Raw genomic sequence first — 16,146 nt, forward strand, 5'->3', positions numbered from 1 at the left:
TACCTCTTCCAGCTTCCTTTTTTTATTTTAATGAAACTACAGTTTGAACGTTCATTCCAACACGCAGTTTTTTCATAATATCTTCGTTAAGGTTGTCAAAAGTGATTTTCACAGGAAGCCTCTGAACGACTTTCACGAAGTTCCCACTTGCATTATCCGGAGGAAGCAATGCAAACGCAGACCCTGTAGCCGGAGAAAAAGAACTGATTGTTCCTTCGAATTTCTGTCCAGGATAAGCGTCGATCTCGATCTCTACTTTCTGTCCTTCCACCATTTTCTCAACCTGAGTTTCTTTATAGTTTGCCACAACCCATTTCTGATTGCTCAAAACAACGCTGAACAATTGTGAGCCTGCCTGGATGTATTGTCCAACCTGAACAGGAATCTTAGAAACATAGCCATTTTCTTTAGCCGTGATCACTGTATAAGAAAGATTAAGTTTTGCATTTTCTACATCAACCTGTCTTTGCTTCAATTGAGAATTAGCAATGCCAACATTTTGATAAGTAGCGTTGGACTGTGATGTTACAACGCCGGTCTGAACGTTAGCCTGATTTTTTTGGTCGATCAAAACCTGAAGTTGTTTCTGAGCCGTTTGGTAAGCTGCCAAAGCCTGCTCATATTGTTGCTGTGTAATCGTATGGTCTTTTACCAATTCAGAATATCTTTTCATATCCTGTTCTGTTCTCCAGACATTCACCTTTGCAGCTTCGATTTGTGCATTAGCCGTCTGAACAGCTGCTCTGGAGTTACCAATTCCTGTTTTAGCTGCTTCTGACCCAGCCTGAGCAGAAGCTACATTGCTCTGAGCCGTTCCCAAAGCTGCTTCTGCCTGCTCCAATGCCATTTTCTGGTCTCTATTATCAAGGACAATCAACGTATCTCCTTTTTTAACAAATTGGTTATCTTTCACTTTTACTTCAGCGATGTAACCTGCTATTTTAGAAATTACAGGGCTTACGTCTGCCGCGATTTGTGCATCATCGGTCTCCTCGTGAGCCTGACTGTACTGATATTCTCTGAAACCAAAGAAAGCCGCTGCCAAAACCGCAGCTGTAACTACGACATAGAAAACCGGACTTTTTTTCTTTTTAACCGGAATCTCTCCCTGCTCGAATTTTATATTGTCTTGTGCCATTTTATTTGTTTAAAGTTTTTTGTTCTAAGTTTAAAGTTCTTTGTTATCAATTATCATTAATCGATTATCATTGATTAATTGTTCCTGTTGTTTGCAATAATTTTTTGTGAGCCAGAGCTGCGTCCGCTTTTGAAGTGATGACATTCACGTTGGCTGTAATTTTTGCGGTGTCAGCATCCAGAAGGTTGGTAATGGTTTCCAGACCGTTATTATATTTATTAAGTGTGATCCTGTAATTTTCTTCTGCCTGTTCCAACGTTTTCTGATAAACATCGATCTTCTTGTGAGCATACAGATCATTCTGATAATCACGTTTCACTTCCAGAGTTATATTGTCATTTAACAATTCGTTATTAGCAAGTAATTCCTGCTCTTTAGCTTTTGATTGCATCAGACTCGAATTCTTTTTCCAGATATTGGACAGGTTGTAAGAAATCCCGACTCCGACATTCACAGCGTTCGTAATTGTCAAAAGCTTCGGAATATCTGCTGCAACATAACCGCCTGTAAAAGCCAAAGAAGGAAGATTTTCCGCCTTGGCAGCCTTAGTTCCAAGCGCTGCAGCTTTCCTTTGATAATCCAAAGCCTGGATATCTTTTCTGTTCTCTCTTGCCAGATTCAGGTAATAATCATCCGGTTTCCCAAGGTCGTCTGCTCCTATGTAGTTAGGATCAACCTCGATTTCCGTGTTGTCAGGAAGTCCTAGAAGCAAATCCATATTGATATTGGCAATGCTGTAATTATTCTCAGCTTCCATTAGTTGCAATTCTATATTTGAAGTCTGAAGCTGAGCTTTCAGTCTGTCATTTTTAGCAATCACGCCATTGTTTTCCAGTTTGATGAAGGATTGGTCTCTTTTCTGTGATGAAGCCAGATTCTCCTTCAACAATTTCACTACTTCAGATGCTTTGAAAAGATTATTATAAGCTTGGGAAATGTTGTATGCAATTGCATTTTTATCATTTTCCGTACTTAGTTTTGAAGCTTCTACAAGATATTCTGCCGATTTGATCCCATATTTGATTCTACCTCCTGAATAGATTGGAACCGAAAGATTTGCAGAGCCGTACAATACGTTGCTCACCTTAGGTCCGCCACCTGCCACGCCTGGAATTTTAAAATCAACGTTCGGCTCAAAAGGTAAATATAAATAGCTTCCTGAAACCTTTAATTCTGGTAATTGCTTGTTTTTGGCATCCAAAAGATCGGCCGTGGATTCTTCTATTTTGGCTTGGTCTATCTTTAAACTTTTGCTGTTTTGTATTCCTAGTTTCACAGCTTCTTCCAGACTTAATAATCTTTTTTCCTGTGCGGAAACCGAATAGAAAGCCCCGACAATTATTGCTGCGGTTAAAAATTTATTCACTGTTATTTATTGTTAAGGTTTGAGTAATCTTATTGTTCCTTGTAGCCGACCATTGCTCTTACAATGGACTTCACATGACTTCTGACTTCTTCGAAATATTGACTTTCGTAATGTTTTTCGTCGAAATTGGGATTGTGTTTTTTCAGATATTCTTTGTACAGTTTCATTCCGTGCATCGCGTTGAATATCGTTCCGGAAATGGTACACTGCAAAAGATGATAAGAAGGTCTTATTGTAAAAATTCCCTTTTCCAGTCCTTGTTCTATGATCTTTTGATTGATCTCTATGTAATTGATTTTATAATCTTTCAAAAAATTCTGAATATTCTTGTTCTGAGCAATAACCTGTTGTGTGTGAACCAGTAAAAAGAAATCTCTCAACCTCTGAACTCTGTTTACAAAATTATCAATGAAACCTTCGATTTTTTCGATTTCACTCAATTCATTATTTTCCAAAGTATTTTTGGCGAAGTTAAGTCCTTCCTCCATCCTCCATTTGAAAAGCTCTTCCAAAAGATTTTCCTTTGACCCGAAATAATAGGAAATCATCGAAACATTAACTTTCGCTTTCGTTGCAATATCTCTTACAGAAGTCCCATTATAACCATTGGCAGCGAAGAGCTTCTCCGCAACCATCATAATATGTTCTTCCTTTGTTGCCATAATTGATTTTTTTTGACGATGCAAAGTTAAATCAAAAAACACATTCAATCAAACATTTGTTTGATTAATTTTTTATTAAGGATATATTGAGTTTGTCTATAATCCGCAAAAGAATATCTGACAAAAGGTTATAAGGTTTGAAACTAAGGAAAATGATTAAATTTCAGTACGACAAGCAGTTTGATCATTTCGTAAGCAGCTCCGGAGGAGCTGAATGTTTCTAGATTTTATAATTAAAAGCATGCGGAGCTCCGTAGGAGCGACACTTATCCAAAATTTAACAAATTTCTTAAAAAGATCACTTGGCTTTTATTCGTAATAACAAAACTCAAGAAGCTGATTTATGGATATAACGCGTCAACTTGATTCCCATATCTGTAAGGACGATCTTGGAATTGGCATTTCTCGAAATATGATAAGAAGCATCCGTGATCTCTTCGACAATAGAAACGATGTTTGCCCCATGAATGAATTTGGAAAATGAGTTCCAGTTGAAATTCCCTTCACTAAGTTTTTTATAAACCAAATTATCATTTCCATAATTCTGAAGCATTGCCAAACGAAAAATCTCAATACAATAATTAAGGAATTTCATTTGCTTTTCACGATTCCATTCGGAAATTTGACGCGCCCATTTTACAATTTCACGGAGAACTTCGGGCTTTTTCTTCGCTTGAAAGGCATTTCGAACCCATTGTATAAATAAGGTTTCGAATTCCGAAGCTCCTTCACTGTTTTCAGATAATGATTGGGCAAGATTCCAATCGCCTTGCGCCTGATAAGCAATTTCTTTTGCTGATTCGTGATTTTGAAGATTCTTTAAAATATCATCATCACTGATCCTTGGAACATTAACGATCTGGCATCTTGATAATATGGTGGGCAAAATATCATTGGTACTTGGAGCACAAAGGATAATGAATGTATTTTTCGGTGGTTCTTCCAGGAATTTCAGGATTTTGTTGGCTGCTGAGTCATTCATTTTGTCGGCTCTCCAGACAATGAGGATTTTACTTCCGCCTTCAAAACTTTTCAGGTTGAACCTCTGTCCTATATCTTCCGCTTCATCTGCTGAAATGAAGAACTGTTTGTTCTCAGATTCCAGAAAGCTTGTCCAATCATCAAAAGATGAATATGGATTTTCAAGAACCATCTCTCTGAAATTATCAAAAAAACGTTTGCTCAAAGAAACATTCTTCTCAGAAAAAACAGGAAAACTGAAATGCAGATCGAGATGATTGAGATTCTCAACTTTATGAACAGAAGCCGGATTCTCTTTTTCAAAGATCTCCTGGGCCATCGCCAAAGCCAAAGGCAAGACACCGAAGCCTTCCTCTCCTACAAAAAGCTGGGCGTGTCCAACTCTGGAATCCTGAATACTATCCCGTAAAAGATTTTTGATTGATTGCTGACCAACGATCTGTTCCCATTTCATACGTATTTTTCAATTTTTTTTAAAGGTCATATGTAATCGCCTCAATTAGAATTAGTCAACTTTAACAAATTTGCAACTGGCGATTTCATAAAAGCAAAGATAATATTTTCAACAGAAGTCGGATATCGGATGACAGAAGTTTTTATCATTATCTGTCAAAAAATCAAGTAATCTAACAATCAATCTAAATTATCGGAAAATAACAACAATCTATCGAAACTACTTAACAAACTTTAACCCAAATATATTTTTGCAATTCATTATTAATTAAGATATTTGCGCATTGAAATTTTAAAGGATGAAGAGAATTTTTGTTTTATCATCATTGGTGGCAGGATATTTCCTGAACGCTCAGAGTATCGGCAATTCGCCATACGGAGCATACGGAATTGGAGATGTAAAATATGATAACACAGTCGATATCAGTTCTATGGGAGGGATTTCTACGGCTTACATTTGGGATTTTAATAATAATTTTAATTTCCGAAATCCGGCCGCAAATACCAATCTGGAACTTACAACCCTGAAAGTAGAGGGAACGAACGAGAATAATTATTACAGATCTGACTTTAATAATATAAAAACCGACAAACATTCGACATATCTGTCAAATATTACGATAGCTTTCCCAATTTCCAGAAAAATAAAATTCGGGATGGGATTCCAACCTTATAGTTCCAAGAGCTATGATATTGTGACATCGAACCAACTGAGTAACAGCAATGGAGTTCAGGAAGTTCATAACTTCCACGGTGAAGGCTCTGTCAATACAGTGCAGGCGGCTCTTTCTTATCAGATAAACCCGGAGTTTGCAGTAGGTCTCAGATCTAATTATTATTTTGGGAAGATCTATGATATAGAAGAAGTAGCCTTCACGGGGGCCGAACTAATCAGCGGATACTCCAATAGTTACAGAGTCAGTGCATTCAATTTTACTTTTGGTACTACTTACCAGAAAAAATTGGAAAACAACCATAAACTGACCGTCGGTGCAACTTATACTATCGGAAACAGTGGAAAACTAAAAAACACCTATACTAACAGTACCTATTATTATCTTATTGGTGAAACCAAAGCCTATGAAACCATCATCGAGGAACAGGTGAATTATGATAAGAAATTCCTGCCTCAGGAAGCATCTCTTGGTTTAGGGTATGGAAAAGAAGCAAAATGGTTCTTAGGTACACAAGTTGACTATAAGAAAGGAGAAAACATCAACTTCCTTGGCGTTCCGTTCTTCTACCAGGATTCTTACAGATATTCTGTCGGAGGCTGGTATTTGCCGAACTATAATAACTTCCGTTCTTACTTCGCAAGAGTAATTTACCGATACGGAGCCTATTATGAAAAAGGAAATCTACAGTTGAATGGCACTAACATCAATAAATATGCTATTACTGCAGGTGTTACACTTCCATTCCAGAAAAGTACCATTAATCGTATGAACAGCATCGACCTTGGGATAGAGCTTGGGAAAAGGGGAACATTGGATAATAATTTAATTCGACAAAATTTCATAAATTTGAGAGTTGGAATCAATTTCGCGGATAAGTGGTTTGCTAAACGCCTTTATAATTAATAACGGAAATTTGATTTGAACATTGATAATTTTATGAGTAGTCATTGTTTCAAAATATTTAATACAAAAACATCACAACTTATTTTGTTGCTGATGTTTTTTCTTATTCAGTCCTGCGAAGAAGATATTGCCAAGGTGAATAATCAGAAAAAAAACACCAATTTTGCTTCCACCGTTATTCATAACGGAACTATCATTCAAAAAGATTCCGGGATCGTAAAAGTAAAATTCAAAGCACCACTTATAGAGCAATATGAACTGATAGACTCTCCTTATATAGAAGCCCGCAAAGGTATTTATCTGGAATTCTTTGATAAGAAAAATCCGAAGGTTCCCGGTAAGATCTGGGCAAAATATGCCAAAAATAATATCAAGAAAAATTTCTATTTTGCAAAAGGCCGAGTGAAGATCATCACGACAGAAGGACAAACGTTTGTGACAGAAACCATCAATTGGGATCAAAATAAACATAAGATGTACACCAAAGACACTGTATTTGTTTCGGATAAAGAAGGTAACATTCTCGTTGGTGCACACGGCATGGTTGCAAAAGATGACTTTTCAGAATATACATTTTATAACAATTCCGGGAGTTTCAGTTCTGCTAATTTACCCGCAACCAGCAAGTAAATGGAAACACAAATTTTCTATGCAATTGGTCTAATGTCTGGAACAAGTCTTGATGGACTGGACATTTGCTATACAAAATTTGTAAAACAAGAATCCAATTGGAATTTTGAGATTTTGAATTCTGAAACAATCTCCTACTCTTCCGACTGGGAAAAATCTCTGAGATATGCCAACCATCTTTCCAGCGAAGAACTTCTGAAACTGAATGTTAATTATGGATTCTATTTGGGAGAAAAAACGCAAGAATTCATTTCAAAAAACAAGATTGCAGATCTTGATCTAGTAGCATCTCATGGCCATACTGTTTTCCATCAGCCACAGAAAAAATTCACTTTACAGATTGGTGACGGCAGAGCTATCAAATCCAAGATCAATAAAACTGTTATTTATGATTTCCGAAGCCAAGATGTGATTTTTGGAGGAAATGGTGCACCGTTGGTTCCTATTGGTGATGAATTATTATTTTCAAAGTTCGATGCTTGTCTCAATTTGGGCGGATTTTCCAACATTTCTCTGAAACGAGATGGAAAAAGGATCGCTTTCGATATTTGTCCTGTCAATATTATACTGAACGATCTGGCTTCTAAATTGGGAAAAAAATTTGACAAGAATGGAGATTTGGCAAGAACAGGAAAAGCTGATGAAATTCTTTTAGACAAGCTCAATGGATTAGAATTTTATTCCAAAATAGCTCCAAAATCTTTAGGAATTGAATGGATCAATGAAAACATTTCTTTTTTAATTCAAAGTCAGAGATCAGAAGATCTTTTGGCAACTTTCACTGAACATTCGGCAATCCAAATTGCGAAGATCTGTAATGAATTCATGATTAAAAATGTACTGATAACCGGCGGTGGCGCTTATAACTCTTTTCTTATAGAAAAAATAAAAGCTAAGACCAGAACTGAGATCCATATTCCTGAAAAAGAGATCATTGAATATAAAGAAGCCCTGATCTTTGCTTTTATGGGTATTTTGAAATTACAAAATATCAGCAATGTTTTGTCATCCGCAACCGGAAGTATCCATGACCATTGTTCAGGATTGATTTGCTAATTCTATAAAAATCCATTATTCTCTAATAATTAATAAAATTTTAAATAAAAGCAAAACCCTTTCAGAGTATCGGATTCTGAAAGGGTTTTGTTTAATTTATAAATTAAATCTTACAACTTCTCGATCTTGTCTGTCAAAGAGTTGATAAAATTCTGTAACGGTTTTTCCACCATCATTTTGATGAACGGATTGAATTTCCCTTCAAATAATAGCTGAACCTCGGTTTGATTTTCATTTAAAGGATTCATAGAACCAGTCAAAGCGAAATCCAGGCTTGAGCTTGCTGATTTCAATACAACCTGCTCATTAGAAACATTATCTATTTTTAAAGCAATTTCCGGCATCCCCTTCAGCCCGAACTTGAAACCATCTTCTCTGGCTTCAAAACTCTGGAGACCTTCCGGCATCAGGTCTTTGTAATCCTGAGGATTTTTCAGCATCCCGGCCAATTCTGATGAAGATTTATTTACTATAATTTTTCGTCCTTCTAAATTCATTTTTATATTTTTGTATTAATATTAATAGCCCTACAAATGTATAAAGTTTTTATCAATGAGAAAAAATTAATTTTGAGTTCTGAGCCTCAAAACAGCCCTAAAATACTGAATTATGATGGGGCGCATAGTTTTGATTTCGCTATTGACCTATTAGAAAACACACCATCACAAGGCCTGAATATTTATCATTCTGATATTGATAAACTATGGACAGATTTCAAACAATTTTTCAAAAACATTGAAGCTGCTGGAGGAATTGTCCTAAATCCGGAAAACAAGATACTTTTCATTCACCGATTGGGAAAATGGGATCTACCAAAGGGTAAAATAGAGGCTGGCGAATCCCGAGAACTTGCTGCCGTAAGAGAAGTAGAGGAAGAATGTGGGATCTTCGACCTTGAGCTGAAAGACTTTATCAATCCGACTTACCATGTCTATACCGAAAGAGACGGACAAAAAGTTTTGAAGACCACTTACTGGTTCGAAATGTTCTATAATGGAAATGAAACGCCTAAACCCCAGATAGAAGAAGGCATCAATGAAGTGGGTTGGAAAACCGGGGAAGAAATTGAAAACATAATTTTGCCTTCGACTTTCCAGAATATCAAATTGATCCTTAACAACTTAAAAAATAAAAATTCTCAATAGGTGAGAATTTTTATTTTATATATAATCGATTATTTTTTCGAGTGCTATTCCGCGAGAAGCTTTTAACAAGACATTCTGTTTTTTAACCGGATTGGATCTTAACCACTCAATGAGTTGTGTTGTATTTTCAAATGCACGATCTGAGTTGTAAACCGATTTGAAATTGGGTCCAACGGTTATCATTTCATCAAAGCCACAAGTTTTGGCAAATTCTAAAATACTCTGATGTTCTTTTAGGCTCTCTTCTCCCAACTCCAACATATCTCCAATAATAATCAGCTTGCTTCCTTCAAATGTTTTGAAGTTCTCCAAAGACACTTGCATACTGCTTGGATTTGCATTGTAAGTATCCAGGACCAAAGTCTTATCTCCCTTTTTCTGGATCTGGGAGCGCATGTTGGAGGGTATATAATTTTCTATTGCTTTCTTTATCTGAGGAATATCAAGACCAAAATGTAGACCTAATGCAACTGCTGCTGATAAATTATCATAATTGTAACTTCCTGTAAGGTTTGAGAACATCTCTGTTCCCTGATAATTGATTCCAACAAAATGGTCTTTATATATCGGTTCGAAGAAATAGTCTGATCCTGAGACGCCAAAGGTTATTTTTGGTGAATAATTCTCAGTCTTCTCATACTGGATCTTATCATTCTCATTAACAAGGATTGTCTGCTGGTGTTGTTTTAGATAATCATAAAGTTCAGATTTGCCCTTGATCACACCTTCAAAACCTCCAAAACCTTCGAGGTGTGCTTTCCCAAAATTGGTAATATAACCTAAATTAGGTTTTGCTATCGTACACAGGAATCCGATTTCCTTCTGGTGATTAGCCCCCATTTCTATAACCGCAATCTCATGCCCGTCTCTTACTGAAAGGATTGTCAAAGGAACACCAATATGATTATTAAGATTTCCAAATGTATATTGGACCTTGAATTTTTCTGCAAGTACACTGCTGATCAATTCTTTGGTAGTTGTCTTTCCGTTACTTCCCGTAAGTCCGATGAATGGAATATCTAATTGATCTCTATGAAATATAGCCAGTTGCTGTAAAAACATCAGAGTAGAAGGTACATAGAATATATTATTTGAGATATCAACATACTTTTCATCTTCAACTATTACTGCCAAAGCACCTTTATTTATTGCATCCATGGCCTTTTCTGCAGCATTGTAGCTTTCACCGGAAAAAGCAAAGAATATGCTTTCTTTTTCAACTTTTCTGCTATCTATTACAACATTCCTGCTCTGTAAAAATATTGGATAAAATTCGCTGATATTCATGGTTCAAAAATATTAAATTGCATCTATATAAAAACAAAAAACAGCAGAAAATTCTGCTGTTTTTTATCTGATATTATATCAATTATCTTTTTGTACGTCCTTTTTTGCTATTCTTAGCATCTTGTGCTACACGGAAACCAATCCAGCCGTAACCTTTTGTTTGATTTTTGAATCTTCTTTGTCCCGGATCCAACCAATAAGCTGAATCTAACCAAGAACCACCTTTCACCACTCTGACATAATCTGATATTTGTGAAGTAACTTTAGCTTTATCTTTTTCAAGAACTACACTTCCATCTTTATTGACAATGAATTTTGGTTTAACAGAATTGTACATATTAAACTCTGCGCTATCACTAGGTGGTGTTCCTCCAGCGTCAAGTGAAGACTGGTAATCTCCATCTCTATAATTGCTGTTATCCTCAAGGGTTTTTCTTTCAAACTCACCTGGTAATCCTCTATAGATCACACGGCCATCGGCAAGAGTGTCATATTTGATACTCGCATTATCTATTTTCTTGTATGTTCCGTCCTCATTTCTTACAGGCTGTGTTACTACGTTCCCTCTATAGTAATTAAAGTCACTAAATTCTTCATCTATCATTGGTCTGTAGATATCCGCTACCCATTCTGCAACGTTACCGTACATACCATAAAGTCCAAGATCATTGGATGGATATTGTTTTACATCAGCAGTTGTAGGCGCACCGTCATTCTTCCAACCGGCAACACCGGAGTAGTCACCTCTACCGATCTTAAAGTTTTCCAGGTACATACCTCTGTTTCTTCCTTTCTTACCTTTCAGGTTAGAAATCTCTGTATTTTTACCTAGATAATTGTTATATTCTCTTTGTTTTTGAAGACCTAATGCCGCGAATTCCCATTCTACTTCTGTTGGAAGTCTGAATTTTTCTACAAGACCAGATGTTGCACCTTTGTTAGCAGCGATAATCTTCTCATTAGTAGTTTTGATACCCGTTCTCTTCTGAAGTTTTTGCTTATCTATGTAAGAATCCAATTCAGGGTCACCAGATTTGAATTTGTCCATATTGAATGTAGCTCCAGCCGTTGAACCTTTATCAGCACTGTAAAGATCTTTGGCTATGACACCTTGATTCATCAAAGCTTTTTCATTGGCTCTGTCTGTAAGCCAGTCACAATATTTTGTAGCCTGCAACCAAGAGACACCTACAACAGGATAGTAGTCATATTCCGGAGAGCGGAAGTAAGTTTCAGCATAATCGTTACGAGAAAGCTTATTATTCCAAACCAAAGTGTCTGGTAGAGCACCAACTTGGATATTTTTAAAATTAGGGTCTGATGAAGGGAATACCAATCTTAGCCAAGTGACATATGATCTATATTCATAATTGGTAATTTCTGTATCTCCCAAATAGAAAGAGCTAACCTGCATTCTTCTTGGCGTATTATTCCAATCATGCATTACATTGTCAGCCACTAATCCCATTGTAAAGGTTCCTCCTTCTACATAGACCATCCCGGGCAATGCCTTTGCTTTTTGTTCTCTTCCTGAAAAAGCCCAACCATTTTTATCATTGGGTTTCCAACCGGTTTTGCTTACAAATCCGCTTCCGCCAGGCTTTGCATTCTTGGAGTTGCCTCCTCCCCCACAGCTTACCAGTAAAATTGTGGCGCTTAAAGTAACTATTGAAAACAGTTTGGTTTTTTTCATAATTGATATAGAAATTTTCAAAGTACAAAGAAAAAATAAATTCTTTAATTAATCAAATATTGTTTGCCTTTTTTTGATAAAACGCAATTAAATTAATTTTATTATATACCATTTTTTTAAAAAAATCGTTTATTTTGTAATCTTAAATAAAATATCATTGATGAAATTCAAATTCTATATTGTCATTCTGTGTTTTCTTTCTATTTCCGGGTTCGCTCAAAAAATAGTTCTCAATTGGGAAGGGCTTAAACAGATAGACCGCGGGGAGTCGGAAAAATTAAACTATCCTTTTTTCACCAATTACAATCATCAGGTAGAGAACAATACCGTCTTTGCCGGTTTAAATTTTAAGACCAGTAACCAAATCAATATAGATCAACTACAGTGGCAGGAGTTGCCCGCAAAGGACAAAGGTGACTTAAACATACATTCGGTTTCCTCATCTCCAAAGGTCAGTATAGCCTATTTTTTCAATAATTCTGAGAATTCTGAGAATGCCAATATTCTTATAGAAACTATAAAATCTGAAAACAATAAGATATATAAATTGGTTTCCTTCAATATTACCCAAACCAATAAGAAAATTACTGAAACGGATAAAATCGGCGATTTAAAGTATGGAACAACTGAAAACCCTTTAAAATCAGGTACTTTTTATAAAATAAAAGTAAATAAAAGCGGTATCTTCAAAATCACCAAACAATTTTTACAACAAAATGGTATCAATCCCAATAGCATCAATCCTAAGAATTTCAGAATTTACGGAAATGGAGGATTGGCATTGCCGGAGTATAATCAGGATGGACGATACGATGCTTTGCAAGAAGATGCTATACAAGTAGTGGGAGAAGAAGATGGCGTGTGGAACGATAATGATTATGCATTATTTTACGCACAAGGACCAAACGGATATAATTTATTCAATACAAATAATGGTAAAGGATTTAAAAGAAGGGAATATAGATCAGATCCATCAAATAATTTCGTGAATATCTATGACGACTATTCATATTATTTTATAAACTTTGACCTTGGCCCGGGCAAAAGGGTTCAGACAGTTGACAGCGCACTTCCAAGTACCTTGATCACAAGATATGATGATTATCAGTACATCAACGAAGAAAAATTCAATCTTGTAAAATTAGGTAGAATTTGGACCGGTGATGCCATATCCGGAAGCCGAGAAATTACATTTACTACAAGAAGTCCAATGAGAGCTACTGATGCTATACTCTTCAGGACACAGACTATCGGTTTTAATGCTCAATTGGCAAGGATAAACATTGATGTAAACGGAAATTCGACTGAGCTGTCTGTAGTAGGGACAGATAATAATTTTGATACTGAGAAACATTTTGGAACATTGACCAACCAAACCGGGAATAGTATTAAATTCAGATACACTCCAAACACAAGTGCAAATCCAAATGGTGTTTTTTATTTTGATTATGCAGAGGTACAATATAAAGAGGATCTAAGTTACAATGATTCTCAAATGAATTTTAGAGATTTTGGAATTGTAGAAGGAAGCAATAGCTTGTATGGCTTTTCCGTAGCCAACGCGTCTAACATAGAACAGATATGGGATGTTTCCGACGTTACAACTCCGAAAAAAGTAACTAACAGGAATTCACAAAACTCAACCTTTAATTTTGGATATCTGGCAAGTAGCCTGAATTTCAACAATGAGTTTACTGCATTTAAAAACTCTGCTGCTTTCGAACCTAGCTTTGTTGGAAGGATAGAGAATCAGGACCTGTCCGCTCTTACCAATGTTGACTATCTTATTATTACCCAGCCTGCATATTTTAGCCAGGCACAGAGATTAGCCAATCATCATCAATCAAAAAACGCATATAACGTTCAAATTGTAGACGTAAATAAAATATATAATGAGTTCAGTAGTGGTGGAAAAGACATTACGGCCATTAGAGATTTCATTACCAAATTGAACACGCCCGCACACCCATTAAAGTATGTTCTTCTGATAGGAGACACATCATACGACTACAAAAACCGTATCCCGAATAATACAGACGTAATACCTAGCTACCAAAGTGAAAGCAGTGCAGATGTAAAAAATTCCTATGTGACGGACGACTATTTTGTATTGACCAGTAAACAAACAGTCTCCCCCAACTCAACGTTCAATATTAGTCAATTCTTACCCGACCTTCCTATTGGGAGGCTACCCGCAGACAATGTGCAAGAGGCCAAGGTCATGATAGATAAGACACTTGCCTATTACAATGACCTGCCTGGCCAGACCAATCCTTTTGGAGAATGGCGAATGAAAATGGATTACGTAGCTGATGATGATTATGAAGGTGCCGGTACACCAGCAGGCATACCAGGCCCATTCCATTATCTTATTGATTATGCTATAACTCAGAACTTCACAGCTACTAATAAACCAGAATACAATATCAAAAAACTTTATCTAGACGCTTTCCCGGCCGTAACAAGTGCAGGTGGACAGAGATACCCGCAAGTGAATCAAGCCATTACAAATGATATTGGCAACAGTCTATTTTTATTTTACTTTGGTCATGGTGGTATCAATGGATGGGCGCAAGAAAGAGTGCTGACCTCTACAGAAGTCCAGGGCTTTAATAATTTCTCTTCTGTCTACAGTAGATTTCCCCTTGTCTCCACCATAACATGTGAGTTTACACTCTGGGATGAACCCACTACTAATTCTGTAGGTGAACAAATGATAAAACATACTACCGGCGGTGCAGCGACACTAATTACTTCTAGTCGTGCAATTTCCGTAGATTATGGGAGGAAGATCACTCCACTTTTCATAAATAATTTGTTCAAAATAAACCCTACGACTGACGATTTCGCTACTATTGGAGATGCGCATCTTGCTGCGAAAAGAGCCTTTTTCACCACTTCCGGATACGGATCTGACGTCAACAGTCTTAGAGTTAATTTTTTAGGTGATCCGGCCATGAAACTGAGCAGGCCAAAGAGACTGCTTCAAATAGATGAAATAGAAACCCCTGTCCCAAACCAAATAAGGGCATTAGACTTTGTTAAAGTCAAAGGACGTGTCTTAAAAGCTAATGGGACATTAGACAATACTTTTAAAGGACGTGTTGTAGTCAATATCTTTGATAAAAAAATTGAAAAAAGCACACTGAACAATGACAATATAGATCCCGGCGCGGCTCCAATGGTAATGAAATTTACCGAAGAGCCAAGTGCTATCGTAAAAGCTTCCGGCCAAGTCAATGATGGCAATTTTTCAGTAGAATTCTATGTACCAAAAGATATCAATTACGAATTGGGAAGCGGCAGAATTCTTGTATATGCCGAAAACTTCGAAGATAAGAAAGCAAATGCATACGATGTATTTAACAATCAAACTCAAACCGTAGGCGGCATAAACCCAGATGGCATCAATGACTCTGAAGCACCTATGGTCAATCTTTATATGAACAATATTAATTTTGCCAATGGAGGTATAACAGATCAAAATCCTATGTTACTTGCCTGTGTTAGAGATAATATGGGAATCAATTCTACAGGTGCGGGGATTGGACATGACATCACATTTATCCTAGACGGCGATGTGGTAAATACTACCGCTATCAATGACTATTTTGTTTCAGGTGATAATAATGGATGCAAATACGAGGACCTGCAGGATTATCAAAAAGGATCAGTAACCTTCCCATTAAAAAGTTTGACTCCCGGCGAACATCAATTGACTTTTAAAGTTTGGGACATCAACAATAATTCCACAACCTCTACGTTAAACTTTGTAGTAAAAGACGAGGCCAACCAAAAATTAGTTGTGAACAGACTACTTAACTGGCCAAATCCTTTTACTAATAAAACTTATGTCCAGTTCGAACATAACTGTGATGACATATTAGATGTGAATGTCCAGATCTATACAATTACAGGAAAAGTAGTGAGGACCTTGTCCACAAGTATCTCGGCAGAACCATTTTTACAAGGCTTCAGAACACCAAGACAAGCAATAGAATGGGACGGAAAAGATGATTTTGGTGATACTGTTGCAAAAGGTACATATATTTTTAAGATATTTGCACGCAGCCAGAATCAGGAAAAATGTTCCGGAAGTGCAACAGCTGTAGAAAAAATGGTGTTATTAAAATAAAAAACATAATATATCGGTAA

12 protein-coding genes are annotated in these 16,146 nt (G+C 36.5%); 5 read left to right on the forward strand and 7 right to left on the reverse strand.

The features are described from left to right. Positions 1-22: 22 nt before the first annotated feature. The 4 genes from K319_RS0116140 to K319_RS0116155 all read right to left on the reverse strand — a co-directional run bounded on the left by K319_RS0116140 (position 23) and on the right by K319_RS0116155 (position 4,601). Positions 23-1,138, reverse strand: a complete 1,116-nt coding sequence (locus tag K319_RS0116140) for an HlyD family secretion protein (RefSeq protein ID WP_034671991.1) — start codon at positions 1,136-1,138, stop codon at positions 23-25. A 67-nt stretch (positions 1,139-1,205) separates the two neighbouring features. Further along, on the reverse strand, positions 1,206-2,504 hold the full coding sequence (locus tag K319_RS0116145; protein WP_027384542.1) for a TolC family protein: 1,299 nt from the start codon (positions 2,502-2,504) through the stop codon (positions 1,206-1,208). Between the two features lie 29 nt (positions 2,505-2,533). After that, positions 2,534-3,166 (reverse strand): TetR/AcrR family transcriptional regulator, encoded by a 633-nt coding sequence (locus tag K319_RS0116150; RefSeq protein ID WP_027384543.1) that lies wholly within the window; start codon positions 3,164-3,166, stop codon positions 2,534-2,536. A 328-nt stretch (positions 3,167-3,494) separates the two neighbouring features. Beyond that, positions 3,495-4,601, reverse strand: a complete 1,107-nt coding sequence (locus K319_RS0116155) for a DNA polymerase III subunit (RefSeq protein ID WP_027384544.1) — start codon at positions 4,599-4,601, stop codon at positions 3,495-3,497. Positions 4,602-4,899: 298 nt separating this feature from the next. On the opposite strand from K319_RS0116155, the gene K319_RS0116160 reads away from it, so the two are divergent. The 3 genes from K319_RS0116160 to K319_RS0116170 all read left to right on the forward strand — a co-directional run bounded on the left by K319_RS0116160 (position 4,900) and on the right by K319_RS0116170 (position 7,866). Continuing rightward, positions 4,900-6,180: a membrane protein gene (locus K319_RS0116160; protein WP_027384545.1), complete on the forward strand. Its 1,281-nt coding sequence runs from the start codon at positions 4,900-4,902 to the stop codon at positions 6,178-6,180. A 93-nt stretch (positions 6,181-6,273) separates the two neighbouring features. Beyond that, positions 6,274-6,810, forward strand: coding sequence for an LPS export ABC transporter periplasmic protein LptC (lptC, locus tag K319_RS0116165; protein ID WP_235696124.1), 537 nt, complete (start codon positions 6,274-6,276; stop codon positions 6,808-6,810). Further along, positions 6,811-7,866 carry an anhydro-N-acetylmuramic acid kinase gene (locus tag K319_RS0116170; protein WP_027384547.1) on the forward strand — a complete coding sequence of 352 codons (1,056 nt, stop codon included), beginning with the start codon at positions 6,811-6,813 and terminating at the stop codon, positions 7,864-7,866. A 110-nt stretch (positions 7,867-7,976) separates the two neighbouring features. On the opposite strand, the gene K319_RS0116175 is transcribed toward K319_RS0116170, so the two are convergent. Continuing rightward, positions 7,977-8,363, reverse strand: a complete 387-nt coding sequence (locus K319_RS0116175; protein WP_027384548.1) for a hypothetical protein — start codon at positions 8,361-8,363, stop codon at positions 7,977-7,979. 36 nt (positions 8,364-8,399) lie between these two features. Here K319_RS0116175 and K319_RS0116180 point away from each other — a divergent pair, with 36 nt between their 5' ends. Continuing rightward, positions 8,400-9,011 (forward strand): NUDIX hydrolase, encoded by a 612-nt coding sequence (locus tag K319_RS0116180; RefSeq protein WP_027384549.1) that lies wholly within the window; start codon positions 8,400-8,402, stop codon positions 9,009-9,011. 15 nt (positions 9,012-9,026) lie between these two features. Here the strand turns inward: K319_RS0116180 and K319_RS0116185 are convergent, their stop codons facing one another. Together K319_RS0116185 and gldJ are read right to left on the reverse strand one after the other, a co-directional pair. Further along, the gene (locus tag K319_RS0116185; protein WP_027384550.1) at positions 9,027-10,298 is read right to left on the reverse strand and encodes a UDP-N-acetylmuramoyl-tripeptide--D-alanyl-D-alanine ligase; all 1,272 of its coding nucleotides are present in this window, start codon (positions 10,296-10,298) and stop codon (positions 9,027-9,029) included. An 82-nt stretch (positions 10,299-10,380) separates the two neighbouring features. Then, complete coding sequence (gldJ, locus tag K319_RS0116190; protein ID WP_027384551.1) at positions 10,381-11,991, reverse strand: gliding motility lipoprotein GldJ; 1,611 nt, start codon at positions 11,989-11,991, stop codon at positions 10,381-10,383. 160 nt (positions 11,992-12,151) lie between these two features. Between gldJ and porU the strand changes: the two genes are divergently transcribed. After that, positions 12,152-16,126 carry a type IX secretion system sortase PorU gene (gene porU, locus K319_RS0116195; protein ID WP_027384552.1) on the forward strand — a complete coding sequence of 1,325 codons (3,975 nt, stop codon included), beginning with the start codon at positions 12,152-12,154 and terminating at the stop codon, positions 16,124-16,126. Positions 16,127-16,146: the final 20 nt, after the last annotated feature.

The organism is Epilithonimonas caeni DSM 17710 (assembly GCF_000426465.1).
Taxonomy (GTDB): domain Bacteria; phylum Bacteroidota; class Bacteroidia; order Flavobacteriales; family Weeksellaceae; genus Epilithonimonas; species Epilithonimonas caeni.

Excerpts from the sequence above, each read along its gene's own strand:
- K319_RS0116150 (WP_027384543.1), bottom strand. The coding sequence starts at position 3,166 with ATGGCAACAAAGGAAGAACATATTATGATGGTTGCGGAGAAGCTCTTC.
- K319_RS0116170 (WP_027384547.1), top strand. The coding sequence starts at position 6,811 with ATGGAAACACAAATTTTCTATGCAATTGGTCTAATGTCTGGAACAAGT.
- K319_RS0116185 (WP_027384550.1), bottom strand. The coding sequence starts at position 10,298 with ATGAATATCAGCGAATTTTATCCAATATTTTTACAGAGCAGGAATGTT.
- K319_RS0116180 (WP_027384549.1), top strand. The coding sequence starts at position 8,400 with ATGTATAAAGTTTTTATCAATGAGAAAAAATTAATTTTGAGTTCTGAG.
- K319_RS0116155 (WP_027384544.1), bottom strand. The coding sequence starts at position 4,601 with ATGAAATGGGAACAGATCGTTGGTCAGCAATCAATCAAAAATCTTTTA.
- lptC (WP_235696124.1), top strand. The coding sequence starts at position 6,274 with ATGTTTTTTCTTATTCAGTCCTGCGAAGAAGATATTGCCAAGGTGAAT.
- K319_RS0116140 (WP_034671991.1), bottom strand. The coding sequence starts at position 1,138 with ATGGCACAAGACAATATAAAATTCGAGCAGGGAGAGATTCCGGTTAAA.
- K319_RS0116175 (WP_027384548.1), bottom strand. The coding sequence starts at position 8,363 with ATGAATTTAGAAGGACGAAAAATTATAGTAAATAAATCTTCATCAGAA.
- K319_RS0116160 (WP_027384545.1), top strand. The coding sequence starts at position 4,900 with ATGAAGAGAATTTTTGTTTTATCATCATTGGTGGCAGGATATTTCCTG.
- gldJ (WP_027384551.1), bottom strand. The coding sequence starts at position 11,991 with ATGAAAAAAACCAAACTGTTTTCAATAGTTACTTTAAGCGCCACAATT.
- porU (WP_027384552.1), top strand. The coding sequence starts at position 12,152 with ATGAAATTCAAATTCTATATTGTCATTCTGTGTTTTCTTTCTATTTCC.